The organism is Paenibacillus sp. HWE-109 (assembly GCF_022163125.1).
In the GTDB taxonomy this organism is placed as follows: domain Bacteria; phylum Bacillota; class Bacilli; order Paenibacillales; family NBRC-103111; genus Paenibacillus_E.
Window position 1 is genome coordinate 6743635 of record NZ_CP091881.1, and the last position, 23866, is coordinate 6767500.

Annotated in this window: 21 protein-coding genes, 12 tRNA genes, 2 rRNA genes and 1 pseudogene (1 of these 36 cut by a window edge); 3 read left to right on the forward strand and 33 right to left on the reverse strand. The window is 45.0% G+C overall.

What is annotated here, in order from left to right:
* The first annotated feature begins 15 nt into the window (after positions 1-15).
* Together LOZ80_RS28705 and LOZ80_RS28710 are read left to right on the forward strand one after the other, a co-directional pair.
* Entirely contained in the window at positions 16-387 is a 372-nt protein-coding gene (locus LOZ80_RS28705) for a hypothetical protein (protein WP_238167868.1), read from the forward strand.
* 82 nt (positions 388-469) lie between these two features.
* A complete protein-coding gene (locus tag LOZ80_RS28710; RefSeq protein WP_238167869.1) occupies positions 470-1060 on the forward strand; it encodes a S26 family signal peptidase in 591 nt (196 codons plus the stop codon).
* 123 nt (positions 1061-1183) lie between these two features.
* On the opposite strand, the gene LOZ80_RS28715 is transcribed toward LOZ80_RS28710, so the two are convergent.
* The 8 genes from LOZ80_RS28715 to LOZ80_RS28750 all read right to left on the reverse strand — a co-directional run bounded on the left by LOZ80_RS28715 (position 1184) and on the right by LOZ80_RS28750 (position 5932).
* Entirely contained in the window at positions 1184-1402 is a 219-nt protein-coding gene (locus LOZ80_RS28715) for a helix-turn-helix domain-containing protein (protein ID WP_238167870.1), read from the reverse strand.
* A gap of 10 nt (positions 1403-1412) precedes the next feature.
* Complete coding sequence (locus LOZ80_RS28720) at positions 1413-1895, reverse strand: DUF2975 domain-containing protein (protein WP_238167871.1); 483 nt, start codon at positions 1893-1895, stop codon at positions 1413-1415.
* A gap of 482 nt (positions 1896-2377) precedes the next feature.
* Positions 2378-2836 carry a methyltransferase gene (locus tag LOZ80_RS28725; RefSeq protein ID WP_238167872.1) on the reverse strand — a complete coding sequence of 153 codons (459 nt, stop codon included), beginning with the start codon at positions 2834-2836 and terminating at the stop codon, positions 2378-2380.
* Between the two features lie 10 nt (positions 2837-2846).
* The gene (locus tag LOZ80_RS28730) at positions 2847-3020 is read right to left on the reverse strand and encodes a hypothetical protein (RefSeq protein ID WP_238167873.1); all 174 of its coding nucleotides are present in this window, start codon (positions 3018-3020) and stop codon (positions 2847-2849) included.
* Between the two features lie 700 nt (positions 3021-3720).
* Positions 3721-4386, reverse strand: coding sequence for a DUF2306 domain-containing protein (locus tag LOZ80_RS28735; RefSeq protein ID WP_229758026.1), 666 nt, complete (start codon positions 4384-4386; stop codon positions 3721-3723).
* A gap of 331 nt (positions 4387-4717) precedes the next feature.
* Positions 4718-4870, reverse strand: coding sequence for a hypothetical protein (locus LOZ80_RS28740; protein WP_238167874.1), 153 nt, complete (start codon positions 4868-4870; stop codon positions 4718-4720).
* Between the two features lies 1 nt (position 4871).
* The gene (locus LOZ80_RS28745) at positions 4872-5309 is read right to left on the reverse strand and encodes a hypothetical protein (protein WP_238167875.1); all 438 of its coding nucleotides are present in this window, start codon (positions 5307-5309) and stop codon (positions 4872-4874) included.
* 119 nt (positions 5310-5428) lie between these two features.
* Positions 5429-5932: a DinB family protein gene (locus LOZ80_RS28750; protein WP_238167876.1), complete on the reverse strand. Its 504-nt coding sequence runs from the start codon at positions 5930-5932 to the stop codon at positions 5429-5431.
* 239 nt (positions 5933-6171) lie between these two features.
* Between LOZ80_RS28750 and LOZ80_RS28755 the strand changes: the two are divergent.
* Positions 6172-6453, forward strand: a pseudogene (locus LOZ80_RS28755) (hypothetical protein); the annotation flags it as partial.
* A 41-nt stretch (positions 6454-6494) separates the two neighbouring features.
* Here the strand turns inward: LOZ80_RS28755 and LOZ80_RS28760 are convergent.
* The 25 genes from LOZ80_RS28760 to LOZ80_RS28875 all read right to left on the reverse strand — a co-directional run.
* Positions 6495-7688, reverse strand: coding sequence for a winged helix-turn-helix domain-containing protein (locus LOZ80_RS28760; RefSeq protein WP_238167877.1), 1194 nt, complete (start codon positions 7686-7688; stop codon positions 6495-6497).
* The gene (locus tag LOZ80_RS28765) at positions 7685-7882 is read right to left on the reverse strand and encodes a hypothetical protein (RefSeq protein ID WP_238167878.1); all 198 of its coding nucleotides are present in this window, start codon (positions 7880-7882) and stop codon (positions 7685-7687) included. Before LOZ80_RS28765 ends, LOZ80_RS28760 begins: the two co-directional genes overlap by 4 nt.
* Before the next feature lie 209 nt (positions 7883-8091).
* Positions 8092-8328 (reverse strand): helix-turn-helix domain-containing protein, encoded by a 237-nt coding sequence (locus LOZ80_RS39600; protein ID WP_443147088.1) that lies wholly within the window; start codon positions 8326-8328, stop codon positions 8092-8094.
* 70 nt (positions 8329-8398) lie between these two features.
* On the reverse strand, positions 8399-10228 hold the full coding sequence (glmS, locus tag LOZ80_RS28770) for a glutamine--fructose-6-phosphate transaminase (isomerizing) (protein WP_238167879.1): 1830 nt from the start codon (positions 10226-10228) through the stop codon (positions 8399-8401).
* Positions 10229-10684: 456 nt separating this feature from the next.
* A complete protein-coding gene (gene glmM, locus LOZ80_RS28775; protein WP_238167880.1) occupies positions 10685-12025 on the reverse strand; it encodes a phosphoglucosamine mutase in 1341 nt (446 codons plus the stop codon).
* A gap of 31 nt (positions 12026-12056) precedes the next feature.
* Complete coding sequence (locus LOZ80_RS28780) at positions 12057-13355, reverse strand: CdaR family protein (protein WP_238167881.1); 1299 nt, start codon at positions 13353-13355, stop codon at positions 12057-12059.
* Positions 13348-14163 carry a diadenylate cyclase CdaA gene (gene cdaA, locus LOZ80_RS28785; protein ID WP_189015222.1) on the reverse strand — a complete coding sequence of 272 codons (816 nt, stop codon included), beginning with the start codon at positions 14161-14163 and terminating at the stop codon, positions 13348-13350. Before cdaA ends, LOZ80_RS28780 begins: the two co-directional genes overlap by 8 nt.
* A gap of 179 nt (positions 14164-14342) precedes the next feature.
* Positions 14343-14951 (reverse strand): zf-HC2 domain-containing protein, encoded by a 609-nt coding sequence (locus LOZ80_RS28790; RefSeq protein ID WP_337950982.1) that lies wholly within the window; start codon positions 14949-14951, stop codon positions 14343-14345.
* A 66-nt stretch (positions 14952-15017) separates the two neighbouring features.
* Positions 15018-15614: an RNA polymerase sigma factor SigW gene (gene sigW, locus LOZ80_RS28795; RefSeq protein WP_238167882.1), complete on the reverse strand. Its 597-nt coding sequence runs from the start codon at positions 15612-15614 to the stop codon at positions 15018-15020.
* A 60-nt stretch (positions 15615-15674) separates the two neighbouring features.
* Entirely contained in the window at positions 15675-16544 is an 870-nt protein-coding gene (locus LOZ80_RS28800) for a DMT family transporter (RefSeq protein ID WP_238167883.1), read from the reverse strand.
* A 122-nt stretch (positions 16545-16666) separates the two neighbouring features.
* Positions 16667-19453, reverse strand: a complete 2787-nt coding sequence (gene ppc, locus LOZ80_RS28805; RefSeq protein WP_238167884.1) for a phosphoenolpyruvate carboxylase — start codon at positions 19451-19453, stop codon at positions 16667-16669.
* 236 nt (positions 19454-19689) lie between these two features.
* Positions 19690-19760 (reverse strand) — tRNA-Gly (locus LOZ80_RS28810).
* Between the two features lie 14 nt (positions 19761-19774).
* Positions 19775-19848, reverse strand: a tRNA-Pro gene (locus LOZ80_RS28815).
* A 25-nt stretch (positions 19849-19873) separates the two neighbouring features.
* Positions 19874-19950: transfer RNA gene (locus tag LOZ80_RS28820), tRNA-Arg, on the reverse strand.
* An 8-nt stretch (positions 19951-19958) separates the two neighbouring features.
* Positions 19959-20033 (reverse strand) — tRNA-Gly (locus LOZ80_RS28825).
* Positions 20034-20072: 39 nt separating this feature from the next.
* Positions 20073-20152: transfer RNA gene (locus tag LOZ80_RS28830), tRNA-Leu, on the reverse strand.
* Between the two features lie 19 nt (positions 20153-20171).
* Positions 20172-20247, reverse strand: a tRNA-Lys gene (locus tag LOZ80_RS28835).
* Positions 20248-20258: 11 nt separating this feature from the next.
* Positions 20259-20330: transfer RNA gene (locus tag LOZ80_RS28840), tRNA-Gln, on the reverse strand.
* Between the two features lie 10 nt (positions 20331-20340).
* A tRNA-Thr gene (locus LOZ80_RS28845) sits at positions 20341-20413 on the reverse strand.
* A 12-nt stretch (positions 20414-20425) separates the two neighbouring features.
* A tRNA-Val gene (locus LOZ80_RS28850) sits at positions 20426-20501 on the reverse strand.
* A 17-nt stretch (positions 20502-20518) separates the two neighbouring features.
* Positions 20519-20593, reverse strand: a tRNA-Glu gene (locus LOZ80_RS28855).
* A gap of 14 nt (positions 20594-20607) precedes the next feature.
* Positions 20608-20683, reverse strand: a tRNA-Thr gene (locus tag LOZ80_RS28860).
* Positions 20684-20685: 2 nt separating this feature from the next.
* Positions 20686-20761: transfer RNA gene (locus tag LOZ80_RS28865), tRNA-Asn, on the reverse strand.
* 5 nt (positions 20762-20766) lie between these two features.
* Positions 20767-20883, reverse strand: a 5S ribosomal RNA gene (gene rrf / locus LOZ80_RS28870).
* A gap of 134 nt (positions 20884-21017) precedes the next feature.
* Positions 21018-23866: ribosomal RNA gene (locus LOZ80_RS28875) — 23S ribosomal RNA — on the reverse strand (it continues 66 nt past the right edge of the window).

Sequence of the window (23866 nt, forward strand, 5' to 3'; positions counted from 1 at the left end):
CCATCAGGCGTAACCTTGAACACAAATACATCACGTCATTATGTATTCTCGGAAAAAGGTACAGTTGATGGAGTTGAAATCTCATCTCAATATGAGGTATGGTTTGATGAAAAAGGGTATTATCGTTTCAATACTATCTCAGGTCCATATACTGGGGATTATGAAATTTGGGATGGGAAATCAGTTTCAAAGAATGACTTCGAAACACCAAATTTGCACATCAAACTCGATGATGATGAGCAAACGGTACTGTACTCCCAACATCAGGAAAATGGAAAACCGACACATACAATTAAAGTTGATGAATTAGATAAAAACATACAATTTGATAAATCACTTCTTGTAGTTGATGAGTCTAATGCATCCATTCAATACCTAAGTGAATAATGATTCAAAACAAAATAAAGTTAGACTGTAAGCTGAGCCCAATAGGACTTCTTACCGTTTTTGCTTTTAGGGAGGGATATTTATGAACCGTATTTGGATAGCTTGCCTTCTTCTTGTAATGCTTGCCGCATGCTCAGAAAAAATGATTACTGACAAGATTACCAAAAAATCCATTGCTGAGGTATCACAAGGGAGCAATACAATTGTTAATCCTTTGAGCGATGCTATGGATCAGGGTAATCACGAATATACAAAAAATGTCGTTGTAGATGTCTCGTACTATAAAACCCAATCTGTGGTAAGAGGAGACATTGTTTACTATGGGGACAATAACGTAGCCAGAGTAATTGCCTTTCCAAATGAAAAAATGAAAATAACAAGCGGTCAAATTTACATTAATGAGGGGAAATTAGATACATTCTACGGGTCAGCGCATATTAGGGGGTATGACTATCTAAAGTTTAAGGATACCAATGGTGATGAACCTGCTAAGCAAAATCTCATAAATGAGATCTTTAAGAAAAATCAAAATGAAATAACCCTCAAAAATGACGAAGTATTTGTAATTGGAGACGATTGGTCAAGAAGTAATCCAGCAACTACTTTTCGTAAATTATCAACAAAAGAGATTTTGGGTAAAGTGATGGGTATATGCACAAAGTGCAGGCAGTGATCAGAGCATCCGTAATAGAATCCTTGAAGCCTTCATTAATCTCGATGCTAACTTGGCCCGCCGCGGCAAACTGCTACATGATTCTAAAGAGGCCCGTTAGTTAAATAAATTTGTTGTTTGTTTTTATTGAGCGTCTCCGTCGCTTCTGTACTCCAAAATATCACCTGGCTGACAATCCAAAGCCTTACATATCGCTTCTAATGTTGAAAAACGCACCGCTTTTGCTTTCCCATTTTTCAGAATGGAAAGATTGGCCATGGTAATTCCTACCCTCTCCGAAAGTTCCGTTACGCTCATTTTTCGCTTTGCTAACATCACATCAATATTAATAATCATTGCCATATGCTCCACCTCAGACCGTTAAATCATTCTCTGATTTTATATGAATAGCTTCTTCTAAAAGTCTTTGGAGAACAGCAGCAAAAACGGCGATCACCATAGAGCCGAAAATAATGACCGATCCCATTGGTATGAAACTTGGAGGGTCAACTCTCTTCCCCATGAGATAGTAGAGTGGCATACCTAGCAGGTACAAGGTGCTGATTGTGATGGCACAGTATTTTATATTCTTTAAAGCTTTTACCGATAATTCCGAGAACGCTTGGTTTTTATCCATATAGCTTAAAAGTTTAAAAGCTTGATACAGAGCAAAGTAAAAAGGAATAGCCGCTGCGTACATATCGATTAAAACGAGAGATTTCATGTAAGCCATTTCTGGATACAATTCTCCAGCAAAATTCCCAATCTTAGGAACCAAAAATAGGCACAAAGCGAGAATTGGGATTCCAATAAGAATGACAGCTATCTTCAAAAAGAGTGTTTTTCCTCGTTTCATAAACTGCACCTCACTTATATAATGTCAGTTTTTACTTTACACCATTATTTATTGTTTTACAATAAATAAATATCGTTTTTATGAAATAGGAACATTTCTCATTACGAACTTTCTAACTTTAATAATACAAAAGAAAAAGCACCACGTTGGGTGCTAGTTCATCACCTCCCCATGAAAGGAGGACCGCTAATTCACTTCGCGACTTTTCTTTACAAAATACATAATTAGGTACCCTAGGGCAACTATTCCTGTACTTGCTAGACAAACTAGCACGGCACTTACGGTTATTGTTCGAGTAATCATGTAAAAAGCAAACATTCCCATTAAAAATGTTAGGACTAAGTTACTAATGATTTCCCCCATTTATTATCACCTCTAATTTTTTGATGCCGACTGTATTGATAAGAACAAGAAATTCAACATATTAACGAAGCTACCGATCGATCAGTATCGAGAAGACTTTGATAGAAGAATAGCACGGATTATTTCTTAACCTCGAAACTAACTTTTATCTGTTCGATGTCTTTGTCCAACAAAGTGTATTGTTCTTTATCTTCCTGATTGTTAGGATCGTATTGCACATCCGTTGGAGTGTCAAATGCATAGACAATATTACCCAGCTCACCAATTTTAGAAATGTGAATAATCTTAGTTAGTTCGATCCCTTCGGTTTCCCACTGATCTTTAGGCCAAACCTCAATCCTAAATAATTCGCCCTTTCCAACCTTTGTGATAAATCTGAAAGCCATAACATTCTCATGCTTGAGTTCAACAACTTCATAATTGTCGAGCCATTTAGATGGTAACGTAAGGCTGAAATTATTCTTCTCGTTCTCATATTTAATACTTTTAGTGATTGAAGACGAATCTTTTGAACAAGCGGTTAGAATCTGGACTGTGATTAAAAGTAACAATGCTGCACGAACTACTAATTTTATCATAGACGATTCTTCAGCTCCTCCAAAGTTCTTCTTGAAGTTCCAGATTATCTTTCCAAAAATCCAGATCGACTCTTAGTACTGAACGTAATGCAAGACACTTTCTAATCAAACCAGTGGCTCCTTGTTCAGGATCTCCCCAATTTCCCCCGTCAAGTTCTTCTAACGTCATACTTAAATCTACCATGTCCATTTTTCACCTCAATTGACAGCGTTACATTCATATATATATCGCACTAATAAAATCCACAAAATATATAGGTCCCGGATAACCGTCCCGCAAACGCATATTGACTTCTAATTTTGATTTTTCATTTTGAAATCCTCACTCTTCAGAAAAAAATTGTCATTTTATAAGAATTATACCATTTATTGAACATTCCTGCCGATTAAGTGAATAAAAAAGAGACCCACAGCAACGAGCCGTGAGTCTAAGTTATATATTTTAAAGGGGGGTCTTGATTCTTAGTATAGGCTTAATTCATTAAGACAGAATGAAATTAATATTTCAATTTGATTACATCTTTAAACTAACGTGTCCCGTTAGCTTAATCCTCTAACATGATTAGCTCCCTTGGGTTGGGAGAGAATGGGGAACGGTCACACAGATGCGATTCTAGCCGATACGAACTGTCAAGCATTAATGATTGTGTAGAGCCCAATATAAAGAAACAAGACCAGCACTCCTCAGTCGAGGAACACTGGCCTTCTGCTGAAACACTTTGAATGCATCACCGGTGGATCTACAATCTTCTAGATAGTGTATTCAAATTGCGTTCATTCATATACGTCATTTACTTTCTACTCTTCTCCCACCATAACCGCATTCCCCTCATAACTAATCCAGTCGCGAGAAAAAGTGGTGATAGCACCACTTTTAAGATAATTTATATGGAAGTAGCGGAAGAACTAATCTTATATATTCTCGTACGAATCACTGCTTCGATAACAATCAGGTTAGGAATCCAGCAAAGCCAAGCTACAACACGATACCCCGCCTCGAAATCACCAAAAATCAATACAAGCGGACCCAACCAAATTCGGAGCATAACCGCTGCGAAAGTAAGCGCATAGCTGCGAAGCATCCATGCTTTGTGAGCCTGAACATTTTTGACAATAATTTTGCGTAAGGCAATCCAAGTGGCTGCTACCCAAAGTACATCTAACCCGAAGAATCCAAGTCCTGCGATCCAACCGCCTGTCGCAAAAAACGATAAATATAGGCTGACAATCCCACTCGCAGAAACAGAGATAATATAAACATAACCTAGCAGTCTGTGCCTACGTCTCCTAGCATGTGATTGCTTCAAAAAAATCTGAAATGGCCCAATGGCAAGGGCCAACATTGCAGTTACTATATGAACATACAGTACATACACCCAAGGTGTTAGATGAAAGTCCGGCTTTTGCAATTTAAAAGAAACCAGTCCAGCATTACGAGCACTCAATACTCCATACTGAACAATGGCATAACCTACTATTGCAAATGCAAAAATGAAAACGAGTGCCCGAATGATTTTGTTCCCCATGGTAATCCCACTTTCCTTTCTCACTTCTGTGCATCCAACGTTTTGCCCAAAGCTCTCTCTAAGGAAGTAGCCACCAAACTGAATCGCTTGGAGAAAGGACTACTATCCACGATAAAAAAATGTATACGTATGTTTCTTGTCTGGGTTACCTATGACCGTGCAAGCTTTACCCTTCATGATTGGCTTGAAAAGCCGCGAACCTACAAATGAATTATGAACATCCGGTCCAAAAAAATCCACGCCTCGTCCCATTCCCTTTAACTTGCCCATACATATATAAGTTTTCAGCAACGACCAGTTTTGCTCCGACAGTCATGGCCCCTGACACAAAACTATCCTGAAAGATAAAAACAATTCATCCTACTTGCGCACATTGAAAGACAACCTTTGCCTGATTCATAATGGCCTTCGACCGATCCTTGTCCATAAGGTCATCTTTCTCTACCCTTACCCCTGATGGGACTGTCGCTTTCCCGCTCATACTCATCAGTCTAACCGACTCTCCCATTTTATTTTATCCTCCTAATCGATTTTGTGGATAAAATAAATATAAACCCTATAGCAACTATAGGGTCAATACTCTTCGAACGGAAACTTGGAGTTCCACAATAGAGGGCAGTAATATAATCCCCTCCTGGTATGATTCGGGTAAAATCCGTTGAAGCTTGATCTCCCAAGGAGTTTATTGTAATACAAAATTCCAGATCGGAATCGTTACGGTCGAATGTCATGATGTTCTCATGGTAGAAACTACTTGGCTTCAATCGATCAGATTGTTTCGTTAAATATTCCTTTAACAGCTGTAGGATAACATCTGAAATATGGATATCTCCAAGTTCATTAACCAACATTTTTAGCTGCAGGGCGTAGGCTTTTAGAGTTTGTATACTAAATCCCTGAATACGCTTATCAGCCTCATACAGTTTCCACAATTGACTTATATTCATAATAAAACCTCCCATTAGTCCTATTAAATCTAGCTTTTCTTCTAATGGGAGGTTTTAATATGATAAAATACTTATAAATCCCACTATAGCCAAACGGCCAAAGCGGATATAATCTTACTCTAAATTACTGGAGGTAGCGCTCCGTACTCGGCCCACTGCTCTTTTGTCGGGCCGTAAAGATCCGGCACACAAAGGCCTGCCTGACGCATCAGGACTGTCATCTGACCACGATGATGAATCTCATGCTTTACGAGAATATCCAGCATTAAGCCGTTTGGCCATTGATCACCATACATATCGCTCATGATAAGCAGATTCTCATCTTTCCAACTGGACTGTATAGCATCAAGGAGCGCTTGTGAAGTCCTCTTATAGACTGACGCGATGTCTGCTGCCGAAGCTGGCACCGGCATATCTTCGCCCGGTCCTTCGAAAGACAGTCCCGTAAGAGATGGCATTTCGTGCAACATCTGTACAAGATGCCATGCAACACGTCCAAGCGTTCTATGATCGCTTGTTATCTGTTGGCCAAGAGACTCGTCGGTCAGCATCTCCAGTGTCCGCATTGTTGCTTCCGTTTCATTCTGCCAAGTTGCGGCAAAATCTTTAATGTGTTTATACATATCCAACATCTCCTTTTTGTAATGGAATTAAGTTTATTATACCGAACACTAGTTCGCAAGTAAATATTTACATTTACTTAAACTACCTCCGTTAACCAAACGAAGCTGCCGAAAATCATTGCGCTAATTGCTCAGACCTATACACCTATTTCTTGGCCCTTCAGCAACAAGATGAGCTCTCACTACTTGATCCCTTGTTATGATTAGAAACATAATCGTCGGCAATCGGACATTGTCCGATAACTAAAAGAGCCCGCGGTTTACGCAGACTTCTAAGACACGCCTTATATATGGCAGTAGTATGCGGGATACGTGATGCTCGTAAAAAGAAAACGACAGAAGAAATTATCCCACGAAATAAAAGATTAAGAGAATTTTACGATAAGAAACGAAATGAAGGTAAGCCCTTCAGGGTAGCCATCATCGCTTGTGTTAATAAGCTTTTACATTGGATTTATGCATTACTAAAAAGCAAATCAGATTTCCAAAATACAGACCAAAAATTAGCTGGTTTAGTTTAGCCCCCGCACTTGAACCCCCTACTAGAAACTTATTGGAAATATCAGTTCATAGACTCTGTCGAAATCGTCTCGCATCCGTTGAATAATGCAAAATTTTGAAAGCAATTGTTCAAGGCTGTTCGCAATTGCTTTGTTGGCTTTATGTCGTTCTCGTACCAGATGTTTTTAACAACGAGCGTCCCGGCTCTTCGCTCCGCGATTACCTCGGCTCGTCCGATGATGCTTTCTCCGTATATTAGAGGCAACACATAATAGCCGAATTTCCGTTTGATTGCAGGCGTGTAAATCTCCCAGGTGTAATCGAATCCAAACAATACGTTGATCAGTTTTCTGTCCCATATGAAATTATCTAGTGGGGCAATCAGCTCGCAGCGCCATTTCGGCGCCGGATTTTGCAGAACGGCTTCAATAAGCGGCAAGTCCTCCGCGCGGCAGTACAGTATATCCTTCAATTGTTCCACGGCAACAGCAACAATGCGAGCTTCGTACAACAGTTGGCGGAAAACCTCGTTGCGCTGCTCCGCTTTCAATCCCCATATGTTCAGCCAGGCATCGGATGCGCGATTCCATAAAAGGCCAACAGCGCCGATTCGACGCAGTACCCGCCACTTGTGATGCTCATGCTCGCCCTCCAGCGGCTCCGGTGCATTCAGCAGATTTGGCTGTATGTACTTTCCAGCGATATCGTAATATTTACGCGTTCCTTTTTTGTGATGTATAATCAACTCGCCTGTCGAGTACATCTGCTCCAGCACCGACCGGGATGAATTGTTTCCGCTGCTCCAGTGGATGACCGATTGCCACGTGAAATTTCCATCCAATTTTAGATCATCCGAACTTAGCGCACCGTGATTTTGGATGTGAGCTCGTACTTGCTCTATCAACGCTTCCATTTCGGGATAGCGCTTGGCATGTTGTCGGGCGGCCTGCCTGTACCGCTCAAAATACGGCCAGTCCTCGACAGGAATAATGGCCAAATTCTTGTCGGGATAATCGACAAGGCTTCTATCTTGATACAGCAACTCGGCGAGCATGTTCTTGGTAAATCCTTTGATTCGCGACTGCAACACCAGTTCGGCGTTTTTTCCGCAAACATCGATGGGATCGTATTGAATACAGCCGACCTGCCGCACAAAATCCAATACTCCCTGCTTTCCGGTAAATTGATATTCGCCCAACAGCCCGTGCTTCAATAGCAGAAATTGCCGTGCCTGGCGGTTTGTCAATTGGATCATGTACACATCGTCTCCTTAAGGAAACAAACGGGAGTAGCTTGCACATGATGATGGATGGCGAGGTTGCTTATCTCAATAAAGTTACTATTTGCTTCTTTCCATAATGATGGTATCCATTGGGGAGCATCATTAGCAAACCCCTTTCCTAATTCTCCAATAACCGAAAATTGCTCTTTTTCAATGATTTTAACCACGCCTATTCCCCCCTATCCGTTGGAAAATACAAAAAAACAAACACATGTTCCCGTTAAATATTACCATTGTCTCGAGCATAAAAACAAGAGCTATTGAAAAATAACTGCCCGTTAGCTTAATGACAGTTCGAAAAAAATAGTCCCGATGACTGTAATAGCTCACCGGGACTAACTTGCAGACCACACTTTATATCCGATTAGTTTTTCCTTTATTTAAAATTAAATTGTTTCTTTATAGCTAATAAGGTATCAAAAGACGGATTACAATTTCCTTGCTCAATCTCACTTAAATTCCCTTGAGAAATGCCTATTTTGCTCGAGAACTCCACTTGATTCATATTATTTAATTTTCGTAACCTACGAATATTGGGCCCAATATTAATCATCATTTCACATCCAATTAAATAATAAATGTCCCGACCGTCTGATAGATCGGGACTTATCATGATGCTATGATTACTTACCAACTTTAATGTCACTCAACAAAATTCCACTTTTTGCATCAGCTAAAAAAAATCACTCCACCGTCACACTCTTCGCCAAATTACGCGGCTTATCAACATCATTGCCACGCGCCAACGAGGCATAATAAGAGAGCAACTGCAACGGAATAACCGCCAAGGCAGAGGATAACACATCCAAAGTCTTAGGAATCACAAAAGTACTGTCTACAGACTTCTGCAGCTCAAGCTCGCCTTCCACGGCGATTCCTAGCACATTAGCGCCGCGGGCCTTCACTTCTTTAATGTTGCTGACCGTTTTCTCGAGCAGGTCATGCTGTGTAGCCAACGCGATAACTGGAATCCCATCCTCGATCAAAGCCAGTGTACCGTGCTTCAATTCACCAGCTGGGTAAGCTTCAGAGTGGATGTACGAAATCTCTTTCAGCTTCAATGAGCCTTCCAGAGCTACTGCATAGTCTAATCCTCTACCAATGAAGAAGAGATTATCATGTTTCGCCATCTCTTCAGCAACCACTTTCAAGGCTTCTGCTTGCCCAAGAATCTCTTCCACTTGGGTAGGAAGCTCTTTCAAAGCTGTGATAACTTCCGTAATTTGCTCAGTTGTTTGCGTACCCAGTGTTTGAGCCAAATGCAGCCCAAGCAGGTAAAAAGCAATCAGTTGCGACGTATAAGCCTTCGTTGAAGCTACGGCAATCTCAGGCCCCGCCCATGTTGTAATAATGTCGTTCGCTTCGCGAGCTACAGAACTGCCAACAACGTTCGTAATAGCCAGAACGTGAGCACCACAGCGCTTGGCTTCACGCAAGGCAGCCAATGTATCGGCGGTTTCTCCGGATTGGCTAACGACAATAACAAGGGTATCCTTCGTAATAATCGGAGACCGGTAACGATATTCAGACGCTACGTCCGTTTCCACGGGAATACGCGCCATTTTCTCAATGACATACTTCCCAACCATGCCCGCATGATAGGCCGTACCACAGGCAACAATATGAACACGACTGATCTTGCGAATCGCTTCAGCTGTAATCGTCAGTTCGTTTAACGTAACACTGTTTCCATCCGAAGCAATGCGGCTGCCCATCGTATCCCGATAAGCCTTAGGCTGATCGTAGATTTCCTTCAACATAAAGTGATCAAATCCGGCTTTTTCCGCCGTAATAATGTCCCAATCGACATGAAACATTTCCCTGGAAATAAAGTTGCCTTCGAGCGTCATTAATTCGACACCTTCTCGTGTTAAAAGCGCCATTTCGCCATCATTCAAAATGAACACATTCCGTGTGTATTCAAGAATAGCAGGGATATCGGAACCGATGAAGTTCTCACCTTCGCCAATACCAATGATCAATGGACTAGCTTGACGAACAGCAACAAGTCGATCCGGCTCGTACTCTGTCAGTACACCTAGTGCAAATGCGCCTGTCATAAACTTCACTGCTTTTTGAACGGCTTTAAGAATATCACCCTCATATAAATCAGCGATAAGATGTGAAATCACTTCTGTATCTGTTTCCGATACAAAATTATGCCCTTTAGCAATAAGCTCTTCCTTCAAGGAAATATAATTTTCAATGATTCCGTTATGCACAACAGAGAATTTCAGAGAATTATCTGTATGTGGGTGCGAGTTAACATCGGAAGGTTTCCCGTGTGTCGCCCAGCGCGTATGTCCGATTCCAACGCTTCCGTTCAGCGGAGTTTCCTCCAACTTGGATTCAAGATTCGCGATGCGACCTTTTGCTTTCTTAATCTGCAAGCCATCTGCTGTATATACGGCAACTCCCGCGGAGTCATACCCTCTATATTCGAGCTTTTTGAGCCCTTCCAATAAAATCTCCTGAGAATTCCGCTTTCCGATATAACCAACGATTCCGCACATAGTATAGTACCTCCATAGTTTTATAAGCCTCTTCAACAAGGGCTATTTTTCAAAGATCTTAATGTTCATAGATAAAAAGACATGCCTAAATAAATCTATATTTGGACGATCAATAAGTGCATACTGAAATAAATGGATGTTGGATACTTGTCAGCCTGGTCGCCCAGACGTTTTTGCTCTCCAACTTAACGGCACTCCTCATGCCGGAAGGTCCCCGCCGAATGTTTCGAACACCTTCACCTCGTCAACTCACCTGCGTAGTAGCAGTTTGGCTACATTTCCCGTTCCGCTTGCGAGTTCTGGCGCTATTAGTATGGGTCAACCTCTGCCCTGCCTTTCCTTCTTGAGTCAAATACATCATATTCATTTTATGCGTCTTGTGCAACTTATTTTTTCTTCAGAAAATCCCCCAATCCGCTGCAGCCTTGCAAACAACGATTGGGGGGATAACCTATATTATACCAATTGCTCTTGGATGACCTTCGCAATATCATGGACATAAGCTTCCACTTGTTCTTTGTCAGGGCCTTCAGCCATAACACGAATCAAGGACTCCGTACCAGAAGGACGCACTAACACGCGGCCATTGTCGCCAAGTTCATCTTCCACTTTGCGAATAGCTTCTTCAATCACAGCATTGTCTTTCAGCTTGCTCTTGTCAGCTACACGAATATTCACCAGCAATTGCGGGAATTTGCGCATGATGCCTTTTAATTCACTCAGCTTACGGCCAGACTCCACAATCGTGTTCACCAATTGCAAAGCGGTTAGAATCCCATCACCTGTAGAGATGTAATCCAAGAAAATGACATGACCCGACTGCTCTCCACCTAAGTTATAGCCGCCTTTGCGCATTTCTTCCATCACGTAGCGATCGCCAACAGCCGTTTGCATAGCTTTCAGACCTGCTTTTTCAATCCCTTTGAAAAAGCCAATATTCGCCATCACCGTCGTCACAATGGTGCCGTGGTTCAGCTTCCCTGCGCGGTTCAACGCCTCGCCCAGAATGCTCAGGATGAAGTCTCCGTCGACTTCCTCGCCCGTCTCATCGATCGCGATCAGACGATCCGCATCGCCATCAAAAGCAAGACCTATGGCTGCGCCATGTTTCACCACTTCAGCGCGCAGGTTTTCAGGATGCGTCGAGCCGCAATGATCGTTGATATTGCGACCGTTCGGCTCAGCGCCGATGGTGATCACTTCCGCTCCCAGCTCGCGGAATATGGTAGGTGCAAGCTCATAGGCAGAGCCATTCGCACAATCCAGAACGACCTTGTATCCAGCGAAAGACTGGGATACCGTTTCCTTCAAGAACGCCAGATAAGCAAGCTTCGCATCTGGCTCATCTGTAACCGTACCAATCTCGCCGCCAACTGGGCGAGGCAATTCATCAACAGCAGCATCAAGCAGCTGCTCAATTTCAAGTTCCGTCTCGTCCAATAGCTTGAAGCCGTCGCCCCCGAAGAACTTAATCCCATTGTCCTCAACAGGATTATGCGAAGCGGAAATCATAACGCCCGCATCTGCGCCAAGCTTCTTCGTCAAATATGCTACCGCAGGTGTGCTTACCACACCAATTCGAATAACTTCGACACCAATCGACAATAAACCAGCTACTAAAGAAGCCTCCAGCATCGGCCCCGAAATCCGTGTATCTCTCCCGATCACGACTTTCGGATGCTTTGCTTGTCTAGTTAAGACATAACCGCCGCAGCGACCTACTTTATAAGCTAATTCTGGTGTCAGCTCGCCATTAGCGACGCCTCGAACACCATCTGTACCAAAATATTTCCCCATGTCTAATATTCTCCTCTTTCTCTATGACCCATTATGGATTTGCTGGACTTGCGGTTGGACTTGCCGTTGGACTTGTGCTTGGACTTGTTGAACTAGCAGGTTTTACCGTTTTCTCGCTGATTTCTACTACGGCCTTTACTTCTTGCGGCATGCCAAGCTTAACATAAGTTGGCAAGTTTAAAGTCACCTTCAGCTCGTGCTTACCAGGTGGTAAATTACTAACATCCAGAATCGCCTGCACATCCTGTAGTTTCATTTGGTCAATAATCGAAGGTGCACCTTCTACGGTGATATTCAGTTGAGCCGATTCCGGCGTTATTACTTTGGTTAAGTAGTTTTCATTTTGACCAATAATCGTTAGCGGGACATTCTCCAAAGCTTTCGTCGTAGACGGAACAATTTCTACACGCACCGTTACTTTGGCCGGATCCAGTTGAGTTACTTTATTCCTCAAAGGAATGTCCAGTGAATAATCTTTGGTTTCTTTGACATCTTGAATATTCAGTTGCGGTCCTTGATAGAATTCCAACTTATCGACTACATCCTGCGTTCCATAGACAGTCACCTTGTCAGGACTTTGCGTGACCATAGCGATCGCGAATCCTTTTGGTGGCTCGCCGCTTATTTTGAGCTGCAGCGGTATCGTTTGGAACGGACTCGTAATCGGTACTTCCACATCGACAACAGAAGGATTCATATTGACGGTGACTTCCTTGCCGTCTTTATCATAAGCTTGCAATCTAACCTGCTTCGTAACAGCGGATTGCGCCTTATCTACGGAAACTTCGCCGCGCACATTCTCGATCTGATCGAGCTTGCTGGTTTGTGCTGTAATATATACCTTGCCCGGTTTAACGATCGGCTGCCCGGCTTTGAGTCCCGCTGCTGGCGTACCTTTCACATTAATGACCACGGGTACTTCTTTCATTTGGAGCTCTTCTATAATGACATGCACCGTTCTGGGCACAATCTGTACTTCAACATCCGCTGGGAATCCCACCGGTTTCAACGTTAGTTGATGATCGCCTTTGCCCACCTGCGTCATATCCAGTTCAATTTGATACGTATTACTTGTTGTCACTTTCTTGACGGAAGCTTCCTTCCCTTTCAAAATGACCTGAACATTAGCCGGTGACATCGAGGCTATATGATAATGGGTTTCGTCATATTTGGTCGTAATCGCGACGTTATTAATCGTTTCTTCGCGCTCGCGCAAGGGAGAATTGCCCGCAAGATTCGTTTCCTCCATATGGACGACAACCCATAGCAGAATCCCTACAACAAGCGCAACAATGCGAACAACATTCGTATTTCTCAACCATTTATCCATTCGAACGGCCCCTCCATTTCAGGAAAGGGTTCTTATCGTTGGCTTTGGCCTTAGGTTTCAATTCCTCGAACAATTTGGCAATCAACGACTCCTCTTTGATGTCCCGAATGATATGTCCATTCATCGTCAAAGAAATCTGTCCTGTCTCTTCTGAAATAATGACGCACATCCCATCGGAAACCTCGCTCATCCCAATGGCTGCGCGATGCCTTGTCCCCAGTTCTTTGCTTATGAAGGGATTCTCCGACAGGGGCAAATAGCAGCCCGCCGCCATTAATTGGCCTTGTCGAATAATGACAGCCCCATCATGAAGCGGTGTATTCGGAATGAAAATATTAATTAGCAGCTCCGCGCTGATCTTGCTCTCTATCGCAATACCAGACTCAATATAGTCGGTTAAACCGGTCTCTTTCTCGAAAACAATCAAGGCCCCAATCTTTCTTTTGGCCAAATAATTCGCAGCCCGGATGACTTCATTGATCCGTTTATTCACATCCTGGTCTTCTTCCGAGGATGAACGGCTAAACAGCTTCCCGCGGCCCAACTGCTCCAGTGCACGCCGCAGCTCCGGCTGGAAGATAATAATTACGCCTAGAACCCCGAAGGTGAACGTTTGATTCATCATCCATTGCAACGTACTGAGCTTAAACCAAATACTGAATACCCAAGTAATAACGACAACAAGGATCCCCTTCATCAATTGGATGGCCCTTGTCCCGCGTACTAGCAGGATCAGCTTATAAATCACATAGCTAACGATTAGAATATCAACGATATCCTTAGCCGAGATGCTCGTGAGTAAGTCCATGTATTATTCTCCCCCAAGCGACTGAACACAGTGATCTCTCTATAATAGAATCATAACATAAACCTTGTTATACTTCTATTTTTCTCTCCTCACATGACGTTCCCTAAACTGCTTTAGTTCATTTTTCTAAAACAAAAAAAGTCCCCCTCAGCCTGAAGCCGAATGGGGGACGTTATGCATCAACGCGAGAGCATGCCAACAAACTCTCCTATTTTATACCAAATCCAACCTAGCGCTTCATCAACCTGGGTAACTTGGCCGGAAATATGCGCCGTGGATGCGAGATTCAAGGTACCATCGATCACGATTAAGTTTCCTGTTACATCGCCTTCCACCTGCAATTTACCTCGCTGCACAACCAGATCGCCTTTCACCGTACGCCCCTGCGGAACAGTAACCGTATCTCCCTGAATAACAACATCTTGAAGATCATTGCCTTTGACCATCAGATTCGTATCATCATTCCACATGGACATGAAACTTCCAAACATAACCGTTGCAAAAACAACAGCTACCGAAACAGCCGGATGCTTGCGTATCCAGTCCATCCAGGTATTTCTTTTCTTCATTTGTGGCAGTCCGCTCATAATCTGTGCCGTTAATGTATCCGATACCTTCACAGGAGGCAGCATTCTCACCATCGCATCCGTTTTCTCCAATTGCTTGAACAAAGCATGACAGGCCTGGCAAGAAATCAAATGCTCCTTCAATCGCTGAGAATCCGATCTTTGCAAATCACCGTCGAGGTATTCATGTATGAGCGGGAGGGCTTCTTTACATTGCATCATTCAGCCACCCCTTTCTTAGACTTTTGCATGTTGTGGTATACCATACGTTTGGATTTCAAATATGTTTCACAATGGAACAGGATTTGTGTTGGCATCTTGCTCCTCCTGCTCTAATCGTTTCCGCAAGTACTCACGGCCGCGATGCACCCGGGTTTTAATTGTTGTGACGGGCATCTCCAGCACATCCGATATCTCTTGCAGCGACATATCCTGCAGGTAGCGCAAGATGACTACTGATTTATATTTTTCGGGCAGCGAATTGATGGCTCTACGAATCTGTTCCTGTGTCTCAGAAACAATCACTTGCTTCTCGGGCGTGTCCTCGTGACTCGGAAGCATAGCATAATAATCATTGCCTTCCCCATCCGACATTTCGGCATCAAGGGAATACGTATTTTTTCTGCGGCGCAGTTTATCTATACATAGATTCGTTCCTATTCGGAAAATCCACGTCGAAAACTTCTGATTCTCATCATAACGATGCAGATTCGTATACACGCGCAGGAAAGTTTCCTGTACGGCATCCTCAGCCTCTTGTTTGTTATTTAACATACGGTATGCCAAATGGAAAATCTTGTCCTTATAGAGCTCTACAAGCTCTGCAAAAGCATTTCGATCCCCATTCCTGGCTAACTTGGCCAGACGTGCTTCTACAAAATTCAATTCGATTTCCTCCGGCTTCTCGACAATTCGATTAAGTCTCTCTGATACATACGCAGCAAGTCACGTTTTGTTTTCAGAAATAAGGATGCCACCCAGAATTAAACCCATTCCTAACCATTGTAACCCATTCACAGGCTCTCCAATAATTAAATATGCGGCAATGATCGCAACAGGGAGTTCGGCAGATCCCAGCATAGCTGCAAGGGTCCCCCCGATACGCGGAATTCCTATATTGAACGCCACAGTCGGCACGACTTGCCCTAAGAAACCCAGGAGCAGCCCCCACAACAGCAGCATACTACCATTCTCATGCACGAAAACTGTCGGAGGATACAATATATACATGACGGGCATAGCCGCGGTAAGCATAATAGCGGAATTCATTAGAGGAGGCAGAGGACTGACCACATGTCCGGTAAAAAAGAGAAACACACTGTATGTCAAAGCTGACAGCAGACCATAAACCAGACCCAGCAGACTGAGATGCTCCCAGTTCGTATCCAGAACGTTAACCGCAAGCAAAGTACCTACCAGAATAAATACGATGGCCAAGCTTTCAGCTTTCCTTGGGAGTCTCCGCTTTAAGATACAATCCATAGCAATCGTCATCCACGTAAATTGGAATAAAAGAACGATAGATAGAGAAGCATTCAATTCTTGCAAGGCGATATTATAAAAGACTGTCGTTAAAGATAATCCAAAAATACCGATCAAGCCCAGTTTCACCCAAGGCCCCTTGAACGGATTGACCCATGATTTCTTGTTAAATAGGATTAGCAGCCAGACAAGTAAAGTTCCCATTGTCATCTGAGCTGGTGTAATCTGTCCATCCGTAAACCCTGAATCGTAGGCCATCTTAATAAAAGATGACAGCAAGCCGTAGCTCGATGCTCCCACAATTACAAGGACCATAGCTAACCATCGCCCCATGTTGGTTTACAACTCCTGTCTATGGGCACCAAGCGTAAGTACAGGAAAAGCCGAGCTGCCAACGATTGACGTGGCCCTCGACTTTATCATCCTGTCTTATCTTTCATGCACTAAGTTGTCGATCAGCCTGTATTTCTAAGTCCAGCTGCTATGCCGTTAATGGTGAGCAATACTTCACGCAGCAAAATCGCGTCATCCTCATTATTATCCCTAAGTGCCCGAAGCTCCGTCAGCAGTTCAACCTGCATATAGCTTAATGGATCTACATAAGGATTACGAAGACGGATAGACTCCTGAATGACAGGCACGTTATCAAGAATTTCTTGTTGCCCTGTGATCTCTAATATAATGGCGGAAGTAAGCTCATATTCTTCCCTGATAAGGTTGAAGATACGCTCAGCAATCGCTGATTCCTTCACTAGATTGCCGTATTCTTTGGCGATTTGAAGATCTGCTTTGGCAAGCGCCATCTGCAGATTGTCAATCATCGAGCGGAAGAAGGACCAGTCCTCGTACATTTCTTTCAATGTTTCGAGATTAGCTGCATTTCCTTGATAGAAGCTTTGGAGACCTGTACCTGCCGCATACCAAGCCGGGAGCAAATAACGCGTTTGCGTCCATGAGAATACCCAAGGAATTGCGCGCAAATCTTCGAACTTATCACTATTTTTACGCTTGGAAGGACGCGAGCCGATATTCAATTCGCCAATTTCCGGGAGCGGTGTCGATTCTTTGAAGAAAGTTAAGAAATCTTCATCGCGGAAAATAAGATCCTGATATTTCGTCTGCGCTTCTTCGGAAATACCACGCATAATCGATTCCCACTTCTCTTCCAGTGGGTGTCTCTGAGGCGAACGCGATAATTTGGATGCTGTAATCAACGCGAAAGTCGCCTGCTCCAAGCTGCGGTAAGCAATCCCTTGCAGGGAATAGCGGGAAGATAACACTTCGCCTTGCTCCGTAATCTTAATGCCGCCACCCAACGTTTCGACCGGCTGCGCCAAAATGCTGCGGTTAAGAGGCATACCCCCGCGGCCTAGCGCTCCTCCACGGCCGTGGAAGAACTTGAGCTTCACACCGAACTTCTTGGCAGCTTCCGTAATATCCTGAAGCGCCATGCGCAGTTCCCAGTTCGCTGTAATCACGCCGCCGTCTTTGTTGCTATCCGAGTAGCCTAACATGATTTCATGCAGTTGCGTCTCTGGATCCAAACTGCCTCTGTAAGCTGGGATAGCTAACAAAGTGCTCATGATGCCAGGGGCTGCATGCAAATCATCAATCGTTTCGAACAATGGAACAGATTGCAATGTGCTTGTCACACCACCATCGCTCTCTTGACGATATAAACCAGCCTCTTTGGAGAAAACAACCACTTCCAACAAGTCGCTGGCTCCTTGCGTCATACTGATCAGGTAGCTATTGATACAGTTGCGCCCGAATTCCTGCTGTGCTTTGCCTATCGTACGGTAAACGTCCAAACACTCCTGAGTACCCTCGGAGTAATTCAAGTACGTCGATGTGATCGGTCTAGGATCGTTCAGCACATCTGTCAGAAGACGGATCTTCTCTTCTTCTGAGAGCTTGCTGTAGTCGCTGGTAATGCCCATTTTGGCCATGACCTCAGTCATTGCATTTTCGTGATCCTTGCTATGCTGTCTGATATCAAGAGCTGCTAAGTGGAAGCCAAACAATTCAACCTGACGGATCAGTTTCTTCGTATATTTATCTGCTACATAGTCCGCGAAATGCGTTCTCAAACTAGCATCAATGATTTTAAGATCAGCAATAAACTCTTCTGGATTGTTGTACTTCTGGCTTGCTGGAACGTTCGGGTTGCCTGTATTATGCACCTTTTCAATCATGTAAGTCGTCTTAATGCGGTAAGGCTCCTTCTCATTACGCCAAACGTCCTGCACATTCCCCAATGCTTCGCGGTCACATTGAATAGAATCAATAAGTGCATCGCTCACGTTCACGATGTTCTTACTGAAACTCATATGCTCAAGAGCAGCTTTAAGTACTTCCTCATATTTCTGCAATGCTAATTGACGATGCAAACCTAATGTCTCCCACGTTACATTTGCTCTAACAGAAGGATTACCATCGCGGTCTCCGCCAATCCAAGAACCGAACTTCAAGAACGAAGGCACATGCCAAGTATCTTGCGGATAATATTTATTCAAACAGCGCTCAAGTTCATGATAAATCTCCGGAAGGACATCAAACAAGGTTTCGTCAAAATAGTACAAACCATTGCGAACCTCATCGATTACTGTCGGCTTCCGATCACGCAACTCGTCCGTCTGCCATAGGTTCAGAACCTCTCCAAGCAGCTTTTCACGCAATTGTTCACGCTCACGGTAAGTCAACATAGGGTTGTCTAGCTTCATCATTCCGTCTGAAATACGCAAATTAATATCAAGTACCGCTCTGCGCATTGCCTCAGTTGGATGGGCTGTCATTACCAGCTCCAATGAGATCGCTTTAAGTATCTCTTGCACCTCTTCGAAAGGAATATGATTGTTTTTCAGTTCTTGGACAATGCTCTCAATGGAACCAGGTTGAACATTTTCTCCTGAAGAACGCTCATAATCTCTTTTGCGGCGAATTCGATGGTTTTGCTCCGCAATGTTAACAAGTTGAAAATAGATAGCGAATGCCCGAATGACTTGATGACGAATCTCAGGATCTAAGGAAGAAATCGTCTTCTTGAATTCATCATAGATCTCAATGACATAGTGTGCTCTTAAAGACTTACTCATCTCACGAATTTTCTCGACTACATCAAGTAAACTATTCCCGCCTTGATGTACCAGAACTTCACCTAGGATGTGCCCCAAGAAGCGTACGTCCCTGCGCAGCAGGTTATTCGTGGCTTGCTTCTGTTGGCCAATTACATTCTCTAACATAACTCTCCACCTCATCTATTCACTATGTTGCATTAATGCTTCTCTCTATAAAAGCTAGACGCTAGAAAAACTCATTTCAGAATATTTTACCACATTCCGCCCGCTGCATATAGTCTTTATAGAAAAAAAGCAGAGATTTAGCCGTGGTAATTTATGTCTTATTCAATCGCGCAAGCCCCTCTATCTTTCCCCAGATAAAAGAAAAAGACCACCCGAAGGTGATCTCATTTCTGTTAAGCGGGCGGCGGGAATCGAACCCGCGCGATCAGCTTGGAAGGCTGAAGTTCTACCATTAAACTACGCCCGCGTAGTTAATAAAGATCGGGACGACACGATTTGAACATGCGACCCCCTGCTCCCAAAGCAGGTGCTCTACCAAGCTGAGCTACGTCCCGAAAGTTTATGTAGTTCTAAAAAAAATGGCGCGCCCTGAGAGATTCGAACTCCCGACCTTTTGATTCGTAGTCAAATACTCTATCCAGCTGAGCTAAGGGCGCTTACTTTATGGAGCGGAAGACGGGGATCGAACCCGCGACCCTCGCCTTGGCAAGGCGATGCTCTACCGCTGAGCCACTTCCGCAGGGTACCTCACGAAGTATGAATACTTCTGAGGATTTAATGCGCGTAGAGGGACTTGAACCCCCACGGTCACCCGCTAGATCCTAAGTCTAGTGCGTCTGCCAATTCCGCCATACGCGCATGTTGTAAATAAGGCAAATGGTGAGTCATGTAGGATTCGAACCTACGACACCCTGATTAAAAGTCAGGTGCTCTACCAACTGAGCTAATGACTCATAAGAAGATACTGGGGATCAAGGATTTGAACCTTGGCATGACGGAGTCAAAGTCCGTTGCCTTACCGCTTGGCTAATCCCCAATGTGAGACATGCCGTCGAGAGGACTTGAACCCCCAACCTACTGATTACAAGTCAGTTGCTCTACCAGTTGAGCTACAACGGCTTATGAAGTTAATGGTGGAGGCTGACGGGATCGAACCGCCGACCCTCTGCTTGTAAGGCAGATGCTCTCCCAGCTGAGCTAAGCCTCCATTGAACTTAATAAAAATGGTGACCCGTAGGGGACTCGAACCCCTGTTACCTCCGTGAAAGGGAGGTGTCTTAACCACTTGACCAACGGGCCGTAAAGAAAATTACTGGAGCTTCCAACCGGAATCGAACCGGTGACCTCATCCTTACCATGGATGCACTCTACCGACTGAGCTATGGAAGCAATGGCTCCCCGAACAGGACTCGAACCTGTGACAACTCGATTAACAGTCGAGTGCTCTACCAACTGAGCTATCAGGGAAAACTGCTTGGCAACGTTCTACTCTCCCAGAACCCTGCGGTTCAAGTACCATCGACGCTGGAGGGCTTAACGGTCGTGTTCGAGATGGGAACGCGTGGGTCCCCTCCGCCATCATCACCAAACAGTCAAAGCGTGGTTTGCGCCTTGAAAACTAGATACGAAACGTGCGTAAAGTTAGATGTTCTTAGGATTTCTGGGTCCCAATCAAGTACTCGGAATTCGCTACAAAGCTTTTCTTCACTTGGTTGGGATTAGTTTGGTTAAGCCCTCGACCGATTAGTATTCGTCAGCTGCATACGTTGCCGCACTTCCACCTCGAACCTATCAACCTCGTCGTCTACAAGGGGTCTTACATACTGGGAAATCTCATCTTGAGGGGGGCTTCGCGCTTAGATGCTTTCAGCGCTTATCCCCTCCGTACATAGCTACCCAGCTATGCCTCTGGCGAGACAACTGGTACACCAGCGGTACGTCCATCCCGGTCCTCTCGTACTAAGGACAGCTCCTCTCAAATTTCCTACGCCCGCGACAGATAGGGACCGAACTGTCTCACGACGTTCTGAACCCAGCTCGCGTACCGCTTTAATGGGCGAACAGCCCAACCCTTGGGACCTACTTCAGCCCCAGGATGCGATGAGCCGACATCGAGGTGCCAAACCTCCCCGTCGATGTGGACTCTTGGGGGAGATAAGCCTGTTATCCCCAGGGTAGCTTTTATCCGTTGAGCGATGGCCCTTCCATTCGGTACCACCGGATCACTAAGTCCGACTTTCGTCCCTGCTCGACTTGTAGGTCTCGCAGTCAAGCTCCCTTATGCCTTTGCACTCTGCGAATGATTTCCAACCATTCTGAGGGAACCTTTAAACGCCTCCGTTACATTTTAGGAGGCGACCGCCCCAGTCAAACTGCCCACCTGACACTGTCCCCATACCGGATCACGGTACCAGGTTAGAACTCCGATACGATCAGGGTGGTATCCCAACGGCGCCTCCACCCAAGCTGGCGCTCAGGCTTCAAAGGCTCCCACCTATCCTGTACAGATCGTACCAAAGTCCAATATCAAGCTGCAGTAAAGCTCCATGGGGTCTTTCCGTCTTGTCGCGGGTAACCTGCATCTTCACAGGTATTAAAATTTCACCGGATCTCTCGTTGAGACAGCGCCCAAGTCGTTACGCCATTCGTGCGGGTCAGAATTTACCTGACAAGGAATTTCGCTACCTTAGGACCGTTATAGTTACGGCCGCCGTTTACTGGGGCTTCAATTCATAGCTTCGGGTTGCCCCTAACCACTCCTCTTAACCTTCCAGCACCGGGCAGGCGTCAGCCCGTATACTTCGCCTTGCGGCTTCGCACAGACCTGTGTTTTTGCTAAACAGTCGCTTGGGCCTTTTCACTGCGGCCCCCTCGGGCTATTCACCCTACCGAGGCACCCCTTCTCCCGAAGTTACGGGGTCATTTTGCCGAGTTCCTTAACGAGAGTTCTTCCGCGCGCCTTAGAATTCTCTTCTCACCCACCTGTGTCGGTTTGCGGTACGGGCACCTTCGCCTGGCTAGAAGCTTTTCTTGGCAGTGTGAAATCATGACCTACGGTACTTAAAGTTTCCCTCCCCATCACAGCCCAGCCTTACGGTTAGCGGATTTGCCTACTAACCAGCCTCACTGCTTGGACAGACATCCATCAGTCTGCGTCACTATCCTTCTGCGTCACTCCATTGCTCATAACGGCTACGGTGGTACAGGAATTTCCACCTGTTGTCCATCGACTACGCCTTTCGGCCTCGCCTTAGGTCCCGACTTACCCTGAGCGGACGAGCCTTCCTCAGGAACCCTTAGGTTTTCGGCGGATCAGATTCTCACTGATCTTTTCGTTACTTATACCGGCATTCTCACTTGTATGCGCTCCACCTGTCCTTACGGTCAGAATTCAACGTACATACAACGCTCCCCTACCCATGCACAAAGTGCAAGCCATAGCTTCGGTGGCGTGTTTAGCCCCGTTACATTTTCGGCGCAGAGTCACTCGACCAGTGAGCTATTACGCACTCTTTCAATGGTGGCTGCTTCTAAGCCAACATCCTGGTTGTCTGTGCAACTCCACATCCTTTCCCACTTAACACACACTTGGGGACCTTAGCTGATGGTCTGGGCTGTTTCCCTTTTGACAATGGATCTTAGCACTCACTGTCTGACTCCCGGAATAAAGTTTGTGGCATTCAGAGTTTGACTGGACTTGGTAACCCTTGGCGGGCCCCGCACCCAATCAGTGCTTTACCTCCACAACTCATCTTCCGAGGCTAGCCCTAAAGCTATTTCGGGGAGAACCAGCTATCTCCGAGTTCGATTGGAATTTCTCCGCTACCCCCACCTCATCCCCGCATTTTTCAACATGCGTGGGTTCGGGCCTCCAGTGAGTGTTACCTCACCTTCACCCTGGACAGGGGTAGATCACACGGTTTCGGGTCTACGTCCACGTACTAAAGCGCCCTATTCAGACTCGCTTTCGCTGCGGCTCCGTCTCTTCGACTTAACCTCGCACGGGAACGTAACTCGCCGGTTCATTCTACAAAAGGCACGCCATCACCCATAAAGAGGGCTCTGACTTTTTGTAAGCACACGGTTTCAGGTTCTTTTTCACTCCGCTTCCGCGGTGCTTTTCACCTTTCCCTCACGGTACTGCTTCACTATCGGTCACTAGGGAGTATTTAGCCTTGGCAGATGGTCCTGCCGGATTCCGACGGGGTTTCACGTGACCCGCCGTACTCAGGATACCTCTAGGGATTTCGTTCGATTTGGGCTACAGGGCTTTTACCTTCTATGCCGGACCTTTCCAGATCACTTCGCCTATCGAACTAACCCCATATCGAGGTCCTACAACCCCAAGGAGCAAGCTCCTTGGTTTGGGCTATTCCGCTTTCGCTCGCCGCTACTGACGGAATCACTTTTGTTTTCTTTTCCTCCAGGTACTTAGATGTTTCAGTTCCCTGGGTATGCCTCCAATGCAGCTATGTATTCACTGCATGGTAACTGCGCATTACCACAGCTGGGTTCCCCCATTCGGACATCCCCGGATCAAAGCCTGCTTACGGCTCCCCGAGGCATTTCGTC